Source organism: Nocardioides humi (assembly GCF_006494775.1).
GTDB classification, from domain to species: Bacteria; Actinomycetota; Actinomycetes; order Propionibacteriales; family Nocardioidaceae; genus Nocardioides; species Nocardioides humi.
On sequence record NZ_CP041146.1, the window covers coordinates 5,128,756 to 5,144,299 of the forward strand.

The following is a 15,544-nucleotide window of genomic DNA, read 5'->3' on the forward strand; positions in this document are numbered from 1 at the left end:
ACCGCGCCGGACGGCTGGCGCCCCGCGCAGTACCCTCGAACGCCCACCGCAGACGTCGGGCCCCGCGGGGTCGACGGTTACGATCGGTCCGAAGACTCCACTTCTACCGACGACTCCCACGAGGACGCAACGCTCTTGTTCGCCACACTTTCCGACCGCCTCACCGCGACCTTCAAGAACCTGCGCGGCAAGGGACGGCTCTCCGAGGCCGACATCGACGCGACCGCCCGCGAGATCCGGATCGCCCTGCTCGAGGCCGACGTCGCTCTGCCGGTCGTCAAGGAGTTCGTCGCGGCGGTCAAGGAGCGCGCCCGCGGCGAGGAGGTCAGCCAGGCGCTGAACCCCGCCCAGCAGGTCGTCAAGATCGTCAACGACGAGCTCGTCGCGATCCTCGGTGGCGAGACCCGGCGGCTGCGCTACGCCAAGTCCGGCCCGACCGTGATCATGCTCGCCGGCCTCCAGGGTGCCGGCAAGACCACGCTCGCGGCCAAGCTCGCGCTCTGGCTCAAGGAGCAGGGCAAGACCCCGATGCTGGTGGCCTGCGACCTGCAGCGCCCGAACGCCGTCCAGCAGCTGCAGGTCAACGGCGAGAAGGTCGGCGTCCCGGTCTACGCGCCCGAGCCCGGCAACGGCGTCGGCGACCCGGTCTCGGTCGCCAAGGAGTCCCTCGAGGAGGCCAGGCGGAAGCTCCACGACGTCGTCATCGTCGACACCGCGGGCCGCCTCGGCGTGGACGCGGAGATGATGGCCCAGGCCGCGGGGATCCGCGACGCCGTCCAGCCCGACGAGGTGCTCTTCGTCGTCGACGCGATGATCGGCCAGGACGCGCTGACCACCGCGCAGGCCTTCCTCGACGGCGTCGGGTACGACGGCGTGGTCCTCACCAAGCTCGACGGCGACGCCCGCGGCGGTGCCGCCCTGTCGATCCGCCAGGTCACCGGCAAGCCGGTCATGTTCGCCTCCTCGGGCGAGAAGATGACCGACTTCGACGTCTTCCACCCCGACCGGATGGCCTCGCGCATCCTGGACATGGGCGACGTGCTCACCCTGATCGAGCAGGCCGAGAAGGCCTTCGACCAGGAGGAGGCGCTCAAGGCCGCGGAGAAGCTCACCCAGGGCGACTTCACCCTCGACGACTTCCTGTCGCAGATGCAGCAGCTGAAGAAGCTCGGCTCGATGCAGAAGATCCTCGGGATGCTGCCCGGCATGGGCCAGATCCGCGAGCAGTTGGAGAACTTCGACGAGCGCGAGATCGACCGGGTCGAGGCCCTCATCCGCTCGATGACCCCCGCCGAGCGGGCCGACCCCAAGCTCATCGACGGCTCGCGCCGCGCCCGCATCGCCAAGGGCTCCGGCCGCACCGTCGCGGACGTCAACAACCTCGTCGACCGCTTCTTCGAGGCGCGCAAGATGATGATGCAGATGGCGCGCGGCGGCGGGGTGCCCGGCATGCCGGGGATGCCGGGGATGCCCGGCATGGGCGGTCCGGGCGGCGGCAAGCGGGTCAGCGCCAAGCAGAAGGCCAAGCAGGCCAAGGGCAAGGGCGCCCGCCGCTCCGGCAACCCGGCCAAGGCGGCCCAGGAGGCCGCCGCCGCGAAGAAGAAGGCCGCGGAGGCGAAGCCGAACCCGTTCGGCATCGGCCAGGACATCGACTACGAGGCGGCCGCCGAGAACCTGCAGCTGCCGAAGGACTTCTCCAAGTTCCTGAAGTGAGCACGCTCATCGTCGACGGCGCGAACGTCGTCGGCGCGCGCCCCGACGGCTGGTGGAAGGACCGCGCCGGGGCCGCGGCCCGCCTGCACGAGCGGCTCCTCGTCGCCGACATCGAGTACGACGTCGTCGTACTCGTGCTGGAGGGGCAGGCCAAGGGCGGCGTGCGTGCCGGCAAGGACGCGCACGTGCGCACCGTGCACGCCCCGAAGGACGGCGACGCGACGATCGTCGCCGAGGCCCGCAAGGCGGCCGAGAAGGGCGACCGGGTCGTCGTCGTGACGGCGGACCGGGCGCTCGACGCCCGCGTGCACGGCGTCGGCGCGACCACGCTGTCGCCGACCTGGCTGCTGTCGCGGCTGTGACACCGGTAGCGTCGGCCGGGTGAGTGCGCTGCGGTTCTCCGGTCCGGTCCTGCCCGACGGCGAGATCCGGGAGGTGTACGTCATCGACGGGCGGATCACCTACGAGCGCCCGGCCGGCGCCGAGACCGCCGGCGAGGGCTGGATCGTCCCCGGGCTGGTCGACGCCCACAACCACCTCGGGCTCGAGGACGGGGGAGCGGTCGACGACGCCGAGATCGAGCGGACGGCGATCGCCGACCGCGACAACGGCGTGCTCCTCACCCGCGACTGCGGCTCGCCCGCCGACACCCGCTGGGTGCAGGACCGCGAGGACCTGCCGCGGCTGATCCGCTGCGGCCGCCACGTCGCCCGCACCCGCCGCTACCTGCGCGGCTACGGCGTCGAGGTCGAGCCCGACGACCTGGTCGACACGGTCGCCGAGCAGGCGCAGGACGGCGACGGCTGGGTCAAGCTCGTCGGCGACTGGATCTCCCGCGAGGAGGGCGACCTCGCGCCGTCCTTCCCCGCCGACGCCGTCACCGCCGCCATCGACGTCGCGCACGCCAACGGCGCCAAGGTGACCGCCCACTGCTTCGGCGAGGCCTCCCTCGGGCCGCTCCTGGACGCCGGGATCGACTGCATCGAGCACGGCACCGGGCTCACCGCCGACCACCTGGCGCAGATGGTCGCGAACGGGGTCGCGCTGGTGCCGACGGTGCTGCAGACCGGCAAGTTCCCCGGGTTCGTCGACGCCGCCCGCGACAAGTTCCCGGCGTACAGCGCGACCATGGAGACGCTGTACGCCACCCGCCGCGAGGTCCTGATGAGCGCGTACGACGCCGGCGTGGCCCTGTTCGTCGGCAGCGACGGCGGCGGCTCGACCCGCCACGGCGTCCTGCACGAGGAGATCCACGCCATGGTGGAGATGGGGCTGCCGGCCGAGTACGTGCTCGGTGCGGCGTCGTGGCGGGGCCGGGCCTGGCTGGGCTGGAACCCCGGCCTCGACGAGGGCGACCCGGCCGACTTCGTGGTCTACCCCCGCAACCCCGTCGAGGACCTGTCGGTGCTCGTCGAGCCGTCGCGGGTGGTGCTGCGGGGCAGGGTGGTGGCCTGATTTCTTCCCGGCCGGGCCCTCGTGGCAGACTTGGCGGCTGAGTTCTGTGCCCTCCGGACCCTCTCAACCGGTGGGCGCGGCGCCCATCGAGCCCGGGCCCCGGTGTTCCCCACCTGGCCGTCCAGGCTCACCCACCATAGATTCCGAAAGCGAGACACCACGAACGTGGCCGTCAAGATCCGTCTGAAGCGCCTGGGCAAGGTCCGGGTCCCGCAGTACCGCATCGTCATCGTCGACTCGCGCAAGAAGCGCGACGGCGCGGTGATCGAGGAGATCGGCAAGTACCACCCCAAGGAGGACCCGTCGTACATCGACGTCGTCTCCGAGCGGGCGCAGTACTGGCTGGGTGTCGGCGCGCAGCCGACCGAGGCCGTCGAGACGATCCTCAAGATCACGGGTGACTGGCAGAAGTTCAAGGGCATCGACGGCGCCGAGGGCACCCTCAAGGTCAAGGAGCCCAAGCGCGACAAGCTCGAGATCTTCAACGAGGCCCTCAAGGAGTCCGCCAACGAGCCCAAGGGCGCCGCGGTGACCAAGAAGGCCGACAAGAAGACCGAGAAGAAGGCCGACAAGGTCGACGCGGACAACGCGAAGGCCGAGGTCGAGGAGATGGTCGAGAACCTCGCCGCCGAGGAGCAGGCCGCCGACGTCGCGGCCCTCGCCGACGCGCCCGAGGCCCCGGCCGAGGAGGCCTGACGCCGTGCTCGCCGACGCGCTGGAGCACCTCGTCCGTGGGGTGGTCGACCACCCCGACGACGTGGTCGTGCGCGACAAGCAGCTGCGCCGCGGCTCCGTGCTCGAGGTCCGGGTGCACCCCGACGACCTCGGCAAGGTGATCGGCCGGAGCGGTCGTACGGCGACGGCGTTCCGCACCGTCATCTCCGCGATCGCCGGCAACGGCGGCACCCGGGTCGACTTCGTCGACACCGACCGCCGCTGACGCAGCAGACGACGACACGAACGGGCGCCTCCCGCCGGGGAGGCGCCCGTTCGTCGTTGCCGCCCGGACCCCCTAACCTCTGACCCGTGGAGAGCATCGAGGTCGTCGTCGGCCGGATCGGGAAGCCGCACGGCATCCGGGGCGAGGTGACGGTCGACGTCCGCACGGACGAGCCCGAGCGCCGGTACGCCGACGGAGCGGTCCTCCACGTCGAGGCCCCCGCGGCTCGGCGTTCTCCCCCCGGACGCTCACCGTGACCCGCACCCGCTGGCACCAGGGGGTGCTCCTGGCGAGCTTCGCCGAGCTGCCCGACCGCACCGCGGCGGAGTCGGCGCGGGGCGTGGTGCTGCGGGCCGTCGTCCCCGCCGACGAGACGCCGGAGGACCCCGAGGAGTTCTACGACCACCAGCTGGTCGGCCTGGCGGCGTACGACGTCGACGGAACCCCCCTCGGCGAGGTCGCCGGCCTCGTCCACGGAGCCCAGGACCTGCTGCGCATCACGACCCCGGACCGCCGCGAGGCGCTGGTCCCGTTCGTCGCCGCGCTCGTCCCCGAGGTCGACCTGGCCGGCGGCCGGGTCGTCATCGCCGACCGCCCCGGCCTGGTCACCCCGTTCCCCGACGACGAGGACCGGGAGCAGGCGTGAGGCTCGACTACGTCTCGATCTTCCCGGACTTCTTCTCGCCCCTCGAGCTCTCCCTGCCCGGGAAGGCCGCCGCCAAGGGGCTCGTCGACGTCCACGTCCACGACCTGCGCGGCTACACCCACGACCGGCACCGCACCGTCGACGACACCCCGTACGGCGGTGGCGCGGGCATGGTGATGAAGCCGGAGCCGTGGGGCGAGGCCTTCGACGACCTCCTCGCGCCCACGACGACCGTCGTCTTCACCACGCCCTCCGGCGAGCCCTTCGACCAGCGCCTCGCGGCGGAGCTCGCGACCCGTGAGCACCTCGTCTTCGCCTGCGGCCGCTACGAGGGCATCGACCAGCGGGTCGTCGACCACGCCCGCGAGCGGGCCGAGGTCCGCGAGATCAGCCTCGGCGACTACGTCCTCAACGGGGGAGAGGTCGCCGCGCTGGCGATCACCGAGGCGGTCGTCCGGCTGCTCCCCGGCTTCATGGGCAATGCGGAGTCGCTGGCCGAGGAGTCGCACGCCGACGGCGGCCTGCTCGAGTACCCCGTCTACACCAAGCCCCCCGAGTGGCGCGGCCACGAGGTCCCCGCCGTGCTCCGCTCCGGCGACCACGCCCGGGTCGCGGCCTGGCGCCACGAGCAGGCGGTACGACGGACCGCGGAGCGCCGTCCCGACCTGCTCACCCCGTCCGTGCTGGACGACGGCACGCCCATCGTCCGCGCCACCCCCGGCGACGCCGGCGAGCTGCTGACGCTGCAGCGGGCCTGCTGGGTGCAGGAGGCGCTGGCCAACGACATGCTCGACATCCCCGCGCTGCACGAGTCCCTCGACGACGTCCGCGCCTGGCTGCGGGAGTGGGACACCTGGGTGGTCCGCCGGGCGGGTCGCCTGGTCGGCGCGGTCCGCGGCCGGCTGGAGGGCGACCACAGCTGGGACATCGGCCGGGTCATGGTCGCCCCGACCTGCAGGGCAGCGGGCTCGGCCGGGTCCTGCTGGAGCACATCCAGGCCGTCGCGCCGCCCCAGGCGACGTCGTACGTCCTGTTCACCGGGGCGGCCAGCGCGCGCAACCAGCGGATGTACCGGAAGGCGGGCTTCCGGCTGCGCCCCGACCTCCCGTCGCCCCCGGGCGCGGTGGTGCTCACCAAGCGTCGCGTCACATGAACGACACAGAGAAGGCTCGTCTGTAACAAGCCTGCAACCTTCCTCGGACGCCGGTGAAACGACCCGTCGAGAGGCTCTCGTCGGACGTGGACAGCAGCGCCGCTGCGCCACGCACGACTCCCGAGAAGGCAAGAGGTTCGTTTATGTCCGACGTACTCGCGTGGCAGCTCATCTGTGCTGCCTTCGTTCTGTTCATGACGCCCGGTCTGGCGTTCTTCTACGGCGGCCTGGTCAAGCAGAAGTCCGTCGTGTCCATGATGATGCTGAGCTTCGGCTCGATCGCCGTCGTCACGCTGCTGTACGTCCTCATCGGCGGCACGGGCATCGCGGGCAACGGCACGAGCGGCGGCAGCAAGCTGTTCGGCAACCCGTTCGAGGACTTCGGCATGTCCGACCTGATGTCGGGCGTCGGCGGCGGTGACGCGGAGAACGTCTTCGGCGGCCACGCCTTCCTCGTCGCGTTCTGCATCATCACCGTCGCGCTGGTGTCCGGTGCGGTCGCCGACCGGGCCCGGTTCTGGCCCTGGATGCTCTTCGCCGCGCTCTTCACCACCTTCGTCGTGTTCCCGTCGTTCCGCTGGATCTGGGGCTTCGACGCCGACGGCGCGTACGGCTGGCTCGCCACCGACGTCTGGGGCCTCGGCCAGGGCGCGCTCGACTGGGCCGGCGGCACCGTGATCCACCAGTCGGCCGGTGCGGCCGCTCTCGCCCTCGCGCTGGTCCTCGGCAAGCGCAAGGTCGGCTTCTCCAAGGAGGAGACCGTGGCCCACAACGTCCCGCTGGTGCTCATCGGTGCGGCGATCCTGTGGTTCGGCTGGTACGGCTTCAACACCGGCGTGTTCGGTGCCGACGAGGGCCAGACCTCGCTCATCTTCCTCAACACCCTGGTCGCCCCGGCCGCCGCGCTGCTCGGCTGGATCGCCGTGGAGGCGCTCAAGGACGGCAAGGCCACCGCGGTCGGCGCCGCCTCGGGCATCGTCACCGGCCTGGTCGCGATCACCCCGGCCTGTGCCTTCCTGACGCCGGTGTGGGCCATGGTCCTCGGCCTGGTGTCCGGCGCGATCTGCGCCTTCGCGGTCGACCTGAAGTTCAAGCTCGGCTTCGACGACACCCTCGACGTGGTGGGCATCCACCTCGTCGCCGGCTTCGTCGGCTGCCTGTGGGTCGGCATCTTCGGCGCCGAGGCGCTCACCGGCGGCAGCCTGGTCTTCGGTGGGGAGATCAAGCTGTTCCTGGCCCAGCTGCTCTCCTCGATCACCGTGATCGCGTTCTCGTTCATCGTCACCTTCGTGTTCGCCACGGCGATCGAGAAGACGATCGGCTTCCGCGCCAAGGAGGAGGACGAGATCGCCGGCATCGACCTGGTCCTGCACGGCGAGGGCTACGCGCTCGACTGAGGTCCGTCGTACGACGCGGCAGGCCCGCCCCGGACTCGGCCGGGGCGGGCCTGCCGCCGTCCACTAGGTGTCCCGCATCCGGCGGGACGACTCCTGGATCCGCGTGCTCAGGTCGGCCACCTCGTCGAGGACGGCGCCGGCCAGCCACACGGGCGCCCGGCGGGAGCGCGGGGCCCGGCGCAGCACGCCGGCGGCCATCAGCTGCTCGATCGCCGCCGCCGCCTCGTCCTGCGGTACGCCGATCCGCTCGGCCACCAGCGCGGCGTTGACGATCGGCTCCTCGGTCAGCAGGTCGAGCGTGCGGTGGAGCGCGGTGCCGGGCCGGGAGCCTCCCACCGCCGAGCCCCATCCCTCACGGATCTCGTGCAGCCGGGTCGCCGTCACCCAGGACTCGGCCGTCGCGATCCGCACCGCGGAGGCGAGCATCGCGACCATGGTGCGGGCCGTGCCGTCGCGATAGTCGACGAGCGCCGCGAAGTACCGCTCCCGGTGCGCCACCAGCGCGGACGCGATGGGCACGGTCAGGTGCCGGGCGGCCCGCCGGCGACGCAGCACCGCGTGGATCAGGGTGCGCCCGATCCGGCCGTTGCCGTCGATGAACGGATGGATCGACTCGAACTGCGCGTGCACGACCGCCGCCTGGACCACGGGCGGCACGTCGTCGCGGTTCGCATAGGCGAACAGGTCGTCGAGGTAGCCGGGCACGGTCTCCGGCGGCGGCGGGACGTGGAGCGCCCCGAGCGGCGACCAGTCGCTGCCGCCGACCCAGTTCTGCGTCGTACGGAACCGGCCGGCGCGATGCGCCTCGGACGGGACCCGGTGGAAGAGGTCGTGGTGGGCCCGCAGGATCGCCTCCGGGCGGATCGCCCGGCTGGTGTCCGCGTCGCGGATCATCCGGGTGAGCGCGGCGGTGGCCGACGCCATGGAGGTGGCCGAGGCGTTCGCGCCGACCCCGAGCAGGGCGCGGCCGTAGTCGGCGAGGCTGGCGTCGACGTTCTCGATCTTCGAGGAGTCGATGGCCTCGGTGCGCAGCTGGAGGTGGTTGAGCGCGCGCAGGGTCCGGCCGTGCACGAGGTCGAGGTGGCTCAGGTCGCCGGCCGAGGCGGACGTCATGGCGCTCAGCGACCGGTCCATGGGCAGGTCGAGATCGCGGACGTACGGCGGCAGGGCGATCTCGATCTCGCGCAGCCGGCGGTCCTCCCGCGGCCCGCGGGGCACCCGCTGCTGCCAGGCCCGCGCCTCGCGGGTGTGCGGTGCCCAGTCCATGGCGCCATCCTCGCAGCCGGAGGCTACCGGGAGATTTCGTGCAGCCCGGTGTCGTGTGGGAAGATCACTGGTCGGTGTCGCGGACGCTTCTGCCACAGGGGAACCGCCGACCGTGACACCGATCCGATTCCACCCACTGTTCCGCGGCTGACCTGTGCGCACTCGCGAGGAGAACCATCATGAGCAACCCGAGCCCCGCCCTGGTCACCGACCTCGGCAACGCCGCCAAGCGCGACGACGTCCCCGACTTCCGCGCCGGCGACACCGTCAAGGTCCACGTCAAGGTCATCGAGGGCAGCCGCTCCCGCGTCCAGGTCTTCCAGGGCGTCGTGATCCGCGTCCACGGCTCCGGCGTCGGCCGGACCTTCACCGTCCGCAAGGTGTCCTTCGGCGTCGGTGTCGAGCGGACCTTCCCGCTCCACTCGCCGATCTTCGAGAAGATCGAGGTCGTGACCCGCGGCGACGTCCGCCGGGCGAAGCTCTACTACCTGCGCAACCTGCGCGGCAAGGCCGCCAAGATCAAGGAGCGCCGCGAGGCGTGAGCCTGGGGACTGGGCGCGACTCGATCGGCGGAGCGAAGCGACGCCCGATGCCGCCCAGTCGCGAGGTCCGACCTCCGCACCCACGCTTCCACGAAGGCCCGACCGTTCCGGTCGGGCCTTCGTGCGTCTCGGCTGGGCGGCCCTCCTAGACTCCTTCCTCGTGACGACCGACGACACCGCCCCGGACTCCGCCGCCGAGGTCCCCGACCCCGAGGCGAGCGAGGGAGCGGACTCCCGGTCCTCCTCCGCGAAGCGGAAGCACCTGCCGGTCTGGCAGGAGAGCATCCTGCTGCTCGCGGTGGCGCTGGGCCTGGCGATCGTCATCAAGGCGCTGTTCGTGCAGGCGTTCTACATCCCGTCGGAGTCCATGGAGCCGGGCCTGGTCAAGAACGACCGGATCCTGGTCCAGAAGGTCTCCTACTGGTTCGGTCGTACGCCGCAGCGCGGCGACGTGGTCGTCTTCGAGGACCCCGGCCAGTGGCTGGGCCCCGCCGACAGCGAGGGCCCGACCGGCTTCGCCAGCCTGCTCTCCAAGGTCGGCCTGTACCCCACCGGCGGCCACCTCGTGAAGCGCGTCATCGGCACCGAGGGCGACGTCGTCGAGTGCTGCGACGAGCAGGGCCGGATCAAGGTCAACGGCAGGGCGATCGACGAGTCGGCGTACCTCGGGCCCGATCCCGGCAAGTGCAACGCCGAGATCAGCGACTGGATCAGCGAGCGCGACACCGCGCTCTCGAGGCCCTGCAGCTGGACGATCGGGCCGATCCCCAAGGGCAAGCTCCTCGTCCTCGGCGACAACCGCGGACACTCCGCCGACTCCCGCGCCCACCTGTGCAGCCCCGAGGACGACCCCTGCACCGAGAGCCCGTGGGTCGACACCGACCTCGTCGTCGGCAAGGTCTTCACCCTCATCTGGCCCCGCGACCGGTGGCGCTGGATCAGCCGCCCGAGGTCTTCGAGGCCGTTCCCGACAACCCGCCGGCCGACCTGCTGGAGAAGGCGAAGAAGGCCGACGCCGTTCCCGGCACTTAGCCTGGGTCCACGGATCCAGGCTTAGGGGGAGGGCATGTCGACGCTGCCCAGGGGAGCGACGGTCCGGCGCGACGCCGGGATCTACGGCTACGAGCGCGCCCTGCGGCGGCACGGGTTCGAGCCGGTCGCCGGCGTCGACGAGGCCGGCCGCGGCGCGTGCGCGGGTCCGCTGGTCGCCGGGGCGGCCATCCTGCCGGCCGGCAAGGCCGGGATCGTCCCCGGCCTCGCCGACTCCAAGCTGCTCACCCCCGCCGCCCGCGAGCGCTGCTACGACCAGGTCGTGAGGCGGGCCCTCGCCTGGTCCGTCGTGGTCATCCCGCACGACGAGTGCGACCGCCTCGGCATGCACGTCGCCAATGTCGAGGCGCTGCGGCGGGCCGTGGCCAAGCTGGCCCTCCCGCCGTCGTACGTCCTGACCGACGGGTTCCCCGTCGACGGCCTCGGCGTGCCCGGCCTGGCCGTGTGGAAGGGCGACCGGGTCGCGGCCTGCGTCGCCGCCGCCTCGGTGCTCGCCAAGGTCACCCGCGACCGGATCATGCTCGACCTCGACGAGCAGTGGCCGGCGTACGACTTCAAGACCCACAAGGGCTACATCACCGCCACCCACACCGCCGCCCTCGACGAGCACGGCCCGTCGCCGATCCACCGGATGCGGTTCGTGAACGTACGACGCGCGGCCGGGCTGGAGCCGCTTCCTGGCGGCGAGGGCTAGCCGGACGGCGCGAGCGCGTCGCATACCGAGCTCGACGCGCGGTCCTCGCTGCGCTCGGGCCACGGTCTTCCCTCGGTGCGGCTTCGCCGCCGTGCGCCGCGCTACCGCGCTAGGGTGGCCGGGTGAGTGCCGAGGAGCTCGAGAAGTACGAGACCGAGCAGGAGCTGAACCTCTACCGGGAGTACCGCGACGTCGTCGGCATCTTCAAGTACGTCGTCGAGACCGACCGGCGCTTCTACCTCTGCAACTCGGTCGACGTGAAGGCCCGCTCCGAGGGCGGCGACGTGTTCTTCGAGGTCACCATCGCCGACGCCTGGGTGTGGGACATGTACCGTCCCGCCCGGTTCGCGAAGAACGTCAAGGTGCTGACCTTCAAGGACGTCAACGTCGAGGAGCTCGCGACCTCCGACCTCGAGCTGCCCAAGACCTAGCCTGGATCCGGGCTTGGGACCTTCGTCCCCAAAAAGTCCCGATTCCCCTCCGTTCGGGACCTCAGCGGCCGTAGAGCGCCACGAGAGGACTGGGCAACAGCCCTCTCATCGAGCGCGCGCAGGAGGATGCCGTGTGGCCGCGAGCATGGCACAGGAGACGACAAGGGTCGGACGAGCGGGGAGTCGTCATGTTGATGACGGTCCCCCTGCTCGCCGTACTCCTGGTCAGCGGAGCCTTCGCCGTCGACCTCGGGATGCAGCGGGTGGCCCGCGCGGACATGCAGGCGCTCGCCGATGTCGTCGCGCTGGACCTCGCACGCGAGCTCGACGGGCGCACCGTCAACGCCCTCGTGGACGTCCTCGAGGAGAAGAAGGAGCGCTCCCTGGCACGCAACCACGACATGGTCGGCAGTGCGAAGCCCGACCTCGCCGTCACCATGGGGTCCTCTCCGAGACCGGCCAGTTCACCGAGCTGCTCAGCGGCGCACCCACGGCGGTGCGCGTCGTCGCCGGGACCAGGGTGAGCTTCGCCTTCGGCGGCGTCACCGGCGTCGACTCGGGCCGTGCCGAGCGCCGGGCCGTCGCCGTCCTCGACGGAGGCGTTTCCGGCTACTGCTTCAAGGTCGGGTCCTACACCGGCGTGCAGGGGGCGCTCTTCGCCACCCTGGTCAACGGGATCTTCGGGCGCTGGGGCGAGTTCAACTCGATGTTCACGAACTCGACGGTGTCCTACGTCGACTACGCCGCCATGGCGAACGTCAACGTCGACCTGGTCGATCTGGCGCGCCAGCTGGGTCACACGGTCCGCACCCTGAGCGAGTCGACCGTCGACGCCGGCTCGTTCTTCCGGGCGCTGCACGCGGTGCTCCCCGCCGGGACTCCCACGAGCGTGGCCAACGCGCTGCAGGGCTTCTTCACCTACGCACGGCCGAAGACGATCCGGATGGGCAACGTCATCGCGGTCACCTCCGACGGCAGCGGGGCGGGCGTGACCGTCAATGTCCTCGACATGGTCGCCAACGCGCTGAAGGACGTCAACGGGTCCACCCAGCGCTACGTCGACAGCAACTGGATCTCGCTGCCGCTGATGACCAACCTCGGGGGAGGGTTCACCCTCGCGCCGGGAGCCCGGCAGTTCTGCGCGAACGCCGGCGACTCGTTCCGCACGGTCACCGGAGAGGCGAGCCAGCTGACCGTGTCCACCAACGGCAACCTGAAGAGCTCGGACTTCCGGTTCACCGCCAAGGCGCGGATCTCCGGCCTCCTGGACGGCAGCTTCGACATCGAGGCCCCCAGCAACTTCCCGATGACCTTCACCATCAGGCCGACCGACGTGAAGGTCGTGGACGCGACCTGCGAGAAGGGGGTCGAGACGATGAGCTTCGACGTCTCCTCCGCCGGCTCGACGGTCGAGATGACCGGAACCTATGTGGACTACCAGCTCTCGAAGGCCGGGACCACGATCAAGGGCAAGCCGGCGCAGATCCGGTTCGGCGGCAACATGAGGTTCTTCGTGAACGTCGACGGCGGCAGCGTCCGCTACACGATGACCGCGCCGCCGTACGGCGTGGCGGCACTGCCGTTCGGCGACAGCACCGTTCCGCGCTTCGACGCATCCAGCACGTCCTACGGCTACATCGAGATCAAGCCGGATGCGAGTCTCACGCTGAGCGCCGCCGAGGAGAACCAGATCAAGAGCGAGGTGCGTGACGCGATCGTCCGCGCCTGGCTGGACACCAGCAACCCGAACAGCATCAGCAACCAGATCATGAACCCGATCCTGGCGCTGGCTGGCACGAGCGTGAACGGTCCGACGATCATCCTCGACGGCGACGACGAGCGGGGTTGCGGCTCGGGGCCCGACGGCGGCGTCCCCGCGCTGCGGGGCTGACCAGCGCCCTAGTCCGAACGAACTAGGCAGCGCCCTCCGGACGGGTCGAATGACCCGGGATCGGTTCACTCGTGGGAGGGATCACCACTACTGTGTGGCCCAACGCCGCTCGGGGGCGTCATGGGAGGCGAGTCGGGGAGGCCGGCCGATGAGGCGTTGGGTGCTGGGGACGGGCGCGTCGTCGGCGCGCCGGGACCGCGGAGCACGTGACCGCGGAGCGGCGGCCGTCGAGTTCGCCCTGATCCTGCCGGTGCTGATGCTCATCGTGGTCGGGATCATCAACTACGGCGACATGCTCAGCGTGCGCCAGTCGGTGAGCCAGGCGGCGTCCGAGGGGGCCCGTGCCGCCGCCGTCACCACGGGCAGCGACACCGAGAGGATGACGACCGCCCGCAAGGCCGTGGACGACGCCCTCGCCGCGCAGCAGCAGGAGTGCACCGCGTCCGGCTGCACGGTCACCATCGCACCGTGCGCCGGCGAGGCCACGAAGCAGTGCGCGACCGTGAAGGTCGAGATCGCCTACGACGGCCTGATCCCCGGCTTCGGGCTCGTCCTCCCGGACACCCTCACCTACACCGCGGTCGCGAGGGTGAGCTGAGGTGCCGGCACGGCACCGCGACGAGCGCGGCGCGACCGCGGTCCTGGTCGCCGTACTGATGTCGGCGGTGCTGCTGGTCAGCGCCGCCTTCGCGGTGGACCTGGGCCAGCAGCGCGTCGTACGACGGGACATGCAGGCGGTCGCCGACGTGGTCGCCCTCGACATCGCCCGCGAACTCAACGGCCGCACTCGTGCGGAGCTGCTCGCCTCGGGCGACGTGGCCGCGGCGGCGGCCGCGTCGGCCGGCCGCAACGATCACGGCCTCGGTGGCGCCCCGGAGATCTCGTGGACCCTGGGGAAGATCGACGACGACGGCGACTTCGTCGCCTTCGACGACGATGACGATGACAAACGACCCACGGCCGTGCGGGTCAGCGCCGAGGGGTCCACCGACTTCGCCTTCGGCGGCGTGACCGGGCGCGACCGTGGGGCAGCCACCCGGTCCGCCGTCTCCCGCGTGGAGAAGGGCGCTTGCTTCACGGTCGGCACCTACGCGGCGAGGATCAGGCTGGGAGACGGAACGATCCTCGGGCCGCTGATGAAGGCGCTGGGAACCGACGTCGGTCTGACCGTCCTCGACGCGCAGGGGCTCGCTGCCACGGACATCAAGCTCCTCGACCTGGTGAACACGGGGCTGATCGCCGGTGGCTTCGACGACTTCGTGGACGCGAACGTCAAGCTCGGCTCGCTCTACCTCGCGATGGCCCAAGTGCTGCAGAACCAAGGGGGACACGCGGCGCAGGTAGCGCTCCTCCAGAAGCTGGCGACCGTCGCCGTCAAGGACGTCGTGGTCAACGTCGCGGACATCCTCGGGCTGGACACCACCAGTTCGTCGGCTCTCGACGCCGCCGTGAACCTCTTCGACCTCGTCTCCACGGCGGCGTTCGTGGCCAACGGCGAGAACTCGATCTCGGTGCCGGACCTGAACGTCAACGTGTTGGGACTGTCCACCCTGACCGCCAGCGTGAAGATCGGTCAGAAGCCGATCCAGTACTGCGGCCGCGCGAAGTCGGAGGAGACGAAGGGCGAGTCCAACCAGGTCGAGGTCAACCTCCGGGGCAACCTGGCCAACCTCAACCTCGGGCTCGTCTCCATCTCGGCGCCCATCACGCTCACGCTCAAGCTGACTCCCGCGGACGTCCAGCTCGACGACGTGCGCTGCCTCACGGACAAGAAGCTCCTGGACTTCGTGACGACCAGCGGCCTGACCAGCCTCGAGATCACCATCGGGGACCCGGCGAACAAGAACAACCTGTCGGTCAAGGCCCTGCTGGGACTCGTCAAGCTCGTCGACGGCTACATCCGGCTGTACACCACGCCCGCGCCCGCGGCGACCGAGACCAAGTCGGCGACGGTCGATTCGGAGGACTACGACGGATCGGCGCCGGTGGAGTTCGGCACCGACTCCCTCGGCGTCCCGTATCTGCACCAGGACACCCATCTCAACGTGCTCGGCATCCTGCCCGCCGGTGGGTTGCTCGGTGCCGTGATCAACCCGCTGCTGAGCATCGTCGTCAACCCGCTCGTCGCGACGCTGGACAGCGTGCTGCTGACGCCGCTGCTCAGGGCGCTGGGGATCAACGTGGCAGGCGCGGACGTCTACGCGAAGAAGAAGGCCGACTGCGGGCTGCCGCAGCTGGTCGGGTGAGATCCCACCCGTCACTTCCGTAGCGAGCCGAGCCACTCGCCGTCCACAGGCGGACTCGCGCACAGGGTCGTCCACAGGAGCCGCCCACGCACGTCGCCGGCGCCGGCCGTTGCGCGCACC

17 protein-coding genes and 1 pseudogene are annotated in these 15,544 nt (G+C 71.0%); 17 read left to right on the forward strand and 1 reads right to left on the reverse strand.

Annotated features, from left to right (window positions below; translation table 11 throughout):
• The first annotated feature begins 135 nt into the window (after nucleotides 1–135).
• The 9 genes and pseudogenes from ffh (at nucleotide 136) to FIV44_RS24785 (ending at nucleotide 7,304) form a co-directional block, all read left to right on the forward strand.
• Nucleotides 136–1,713: a signal recognition particle protein gene (gene ffh, locus FIV44_RS24750; protein WP_141006772.1), complete on the forward strand. Its 1,578-nt coding sequence runs from the start codon at nucleotides 136–138 to the stop codon at nucleotides 1,711–1,713.
• Nucleotides 1,710–2,075: an NYN domain-containing protein gene (locus FIV44_RS24755; RefSeq protein ID WP_141006773.1), complete on the forward strand. Its 366-nt coding sequence runs from the start codon at nucleotides 1,710–1,712 to the stop codon at nucleotides 2,073–2,075. Before ffh ends, FIV44_RS24755 begins: the two co-directional genes overlap by 4 nt.
• A gap of 19 nt (nucleotides 2,076–2,094) precedes the next feature.
• Nucleotides 2,095–3,168, forward strand: coding sequence for an amidohydrolase family protein (locus tag FIV44_RS24760; protein ID WP_141006774.1), 1,074 nt, complete (start codon nucleotides 2,095–2,097; stop codon nucleotides 3,166–3,168).
• A gap of 165 nt (nucleotides 3,169–3,333) precedes the next feature.
• Nucleotides 3,334–3,864 (forward strand): 30S ribosomal protein S16, encoded by a 531-nt coding sequence (gene rpsP / locus FIV44_RS24765; RefSeq protein WP_141006775.1) that lies wholly within the window; start codon nucleotides 3,334–3,336, stop codon nucleotides 3,862–3,864.
• Nucleotides 3,865–3,868: 4 nt separating this feature from the next.
• The gene (locus FIV44_RS24770; RefSeq protein WP_141006776.1) at nucleotides 3,869–4,108 is read left to right on the forward strand and encodes an RNA-binding protein; all 240 of its coding nucleotides are present in this window, start codon (nucleotides 3,869–3,871) and stop codon (nucleotides 4,106–4,108) included.
• An 86-nt stretch (nucleotides 4,109–4,194) separates the two neighbouring features.
• A complete protein-coding gene (locus FIV44_RS33730; RefSeq protein ID WP_342778853.1) occupies nucleotides 4,195–4,365 on the forward strand; it encodes a ribosome maturation factor RimM in 171 nt (56 codons plus the stop codon).
• Nucleotides 4,362–4,754 (forward strand): ribosome maturation factor RimM, encoded by a 393-nt coding sequence (gene rimM / locus FIV44_RS24775; RefSeq protein ID WP_342778854.1) that lies wholly within the window; start codon nucleotides 4,362–4,364, stop codon nucleotides 4,752–4,754. Before FIV44_RS33730 ends, rimM begins: the two co-directional genes overlap by 4 nt.
• Nucleotides 4,751–5,368 (forward strand): annotated as a pseudogene (trmD, locus tag FIV44_RS32655) (tRNA (guanosine(37)-N1)-methyltransferase TrmD); the annotation flags it as partial. The gene rimM and the pseudogene trmD, both read left to right, overlap by 4 nt.
• A 733-nt stretch (nucleotides 5,369–6,101) precedes the next feature.
• The gene (locus FIV44_RS24785) at nucleotides 6,102–7,304 is read left to right on the forward strand and encodes an ammonium transporter (RefSeq protein WP_246086604.1); all 1,203 of its coding nucleotides are present in this window, start codon (nucleotides 6,102–6,104) and stop codon (nucleotides 7,302–7,304) included.
• A 63-nt stretch (nucleotides 7,305–7,367) separates the two neighbouring features.
• On the opposite strand, the gene FIV44_RS24790 is transcribed toward FIV44_RS24785, so the two are convergent.
• On the reverse strand, nucleotides 7,368–8,570 hold the full coding sequence (locus tag FIV44_RS24790; protein ID WP_141006778.1) for a Fic family protein: 1,203 nt from the start codon (nucleotides 8,568–8,570) through the stop codon (nucleotides 7,368–7,370).
• Between the two features lie 179 nt (nucleotides 8,571–8,749).
• On the opposite strand from FIV44_RS24790, the gene rplS reads away from it, so the two are divergent.
• From rplS to FIV44_RS24830, 8 genes are all read left to right on the forward strand, one after another.
• Nucleotides 8,750–9,112 carry a 50S ribosomal protein L19 gene (gene rplS / locus FIV44_RS24795; RefSeq protein ID WP_141006779.1) on the forward strand — a complete coding sequence of 121 codons (363 nt, stop codon included), beginning with the start codon at nucleotides 8,750–8,752 and terminating at the stop codon, nucleotides 9,110–9,112.
• Nucleotides 9,113–9,272: 160 nt separating this feature from the next.
• Nucleotides 9,273–10,169 carry a signal peptidase I gene (gene lepB / locus FIV44_RS24800; RefSeq protein WP_246086605.1) on the forward strand — a complete coding sequence of 299 codons (897 nt, stop codon included), beginning with the start codon at nucleotides 9,273–9,275 and terminating at the stop codon, nucleotides 10,167–10,169.
• A 9-nt stretch (nucleotides 10,170–10,178) separates the two neighbouring features.
• Entirely contained in the window at nucleotides 10,179–10,856 is a 678-nt protein-coding gene (locus FIV44_RS24805; RefSeq protein WP_141006780.1) for a ribonuclease HII, read from the forward strand.
• Between the two features lie 122 nt (nucleotides 10,857–10,978).
• The gene (locus tag FIV44_RS24810) at nucleotides 10,979–11,287 is read left to right on the forward strand and encodes a DUF2469 domain-containing protein (RefSeq protein ID WP_141006781.1); all 309 of its coding nucleotides are present in this window, start codon (nucleotides 10,979–10,981) and stop codon (nucleotides 11,285–11,287) included.
• A gap of 188 nt (nucleotides 11,288–11,475) precedes the next feature.
• Nucleotides 11,476–11,811 carry a hypothetical protein gene (locus FIV44_RS24815; protein ID WP_141006782.1) on the forward strand — a complete coding sequence of 112 codons (336 nt, stop codon included), beginning with the start codon at nucleotides 11,476–11,478 and terminating at the stop codon, nucleotides 11,809–11,811.
• Nucleotides 11,808–13,178, forward strand: coding sequence for a Tad domain-containing protein (locus tag FIV44_RS24820; protein ID WP_141006783.1), 1,371 nt, complete (start codon nucleotides 11,808–11,810; stop codon nucleotides 13,176–13,178). Before FIV44_RS24815 ends, FIV44_RS24820 begins: the two co-directional genes overlap by 4 nt.
• Nucleotides 13,179–13,326: 148 nt before the next feature.
• On the forward strand, nucleotides 13,327–13,776 hold the full coding sequence (locus FIV44_RS24825) for a TadE family protein (RefSeq protein ID WP_181410811.1): 450 nt from the start codon (nucleotides 13,327–13,329) through the stop codon (nucleotides 13,774–13,776).
• A gap of 1 nt (nucleotide 13,777) precedes the next feature.
• A complete protein-coding gene (locus tag FIV44_RS24830; protein WP_141006785.1) occupies nucleotides 13,778–15,424 on the forward strand; it encodes a Tad domain-containing protein in 1,647 nt (548 codons plus the stop codon).
• The last annotated feature ends 120 nt before the right edge of the window (nucleotides 15,425–15,544 follow it).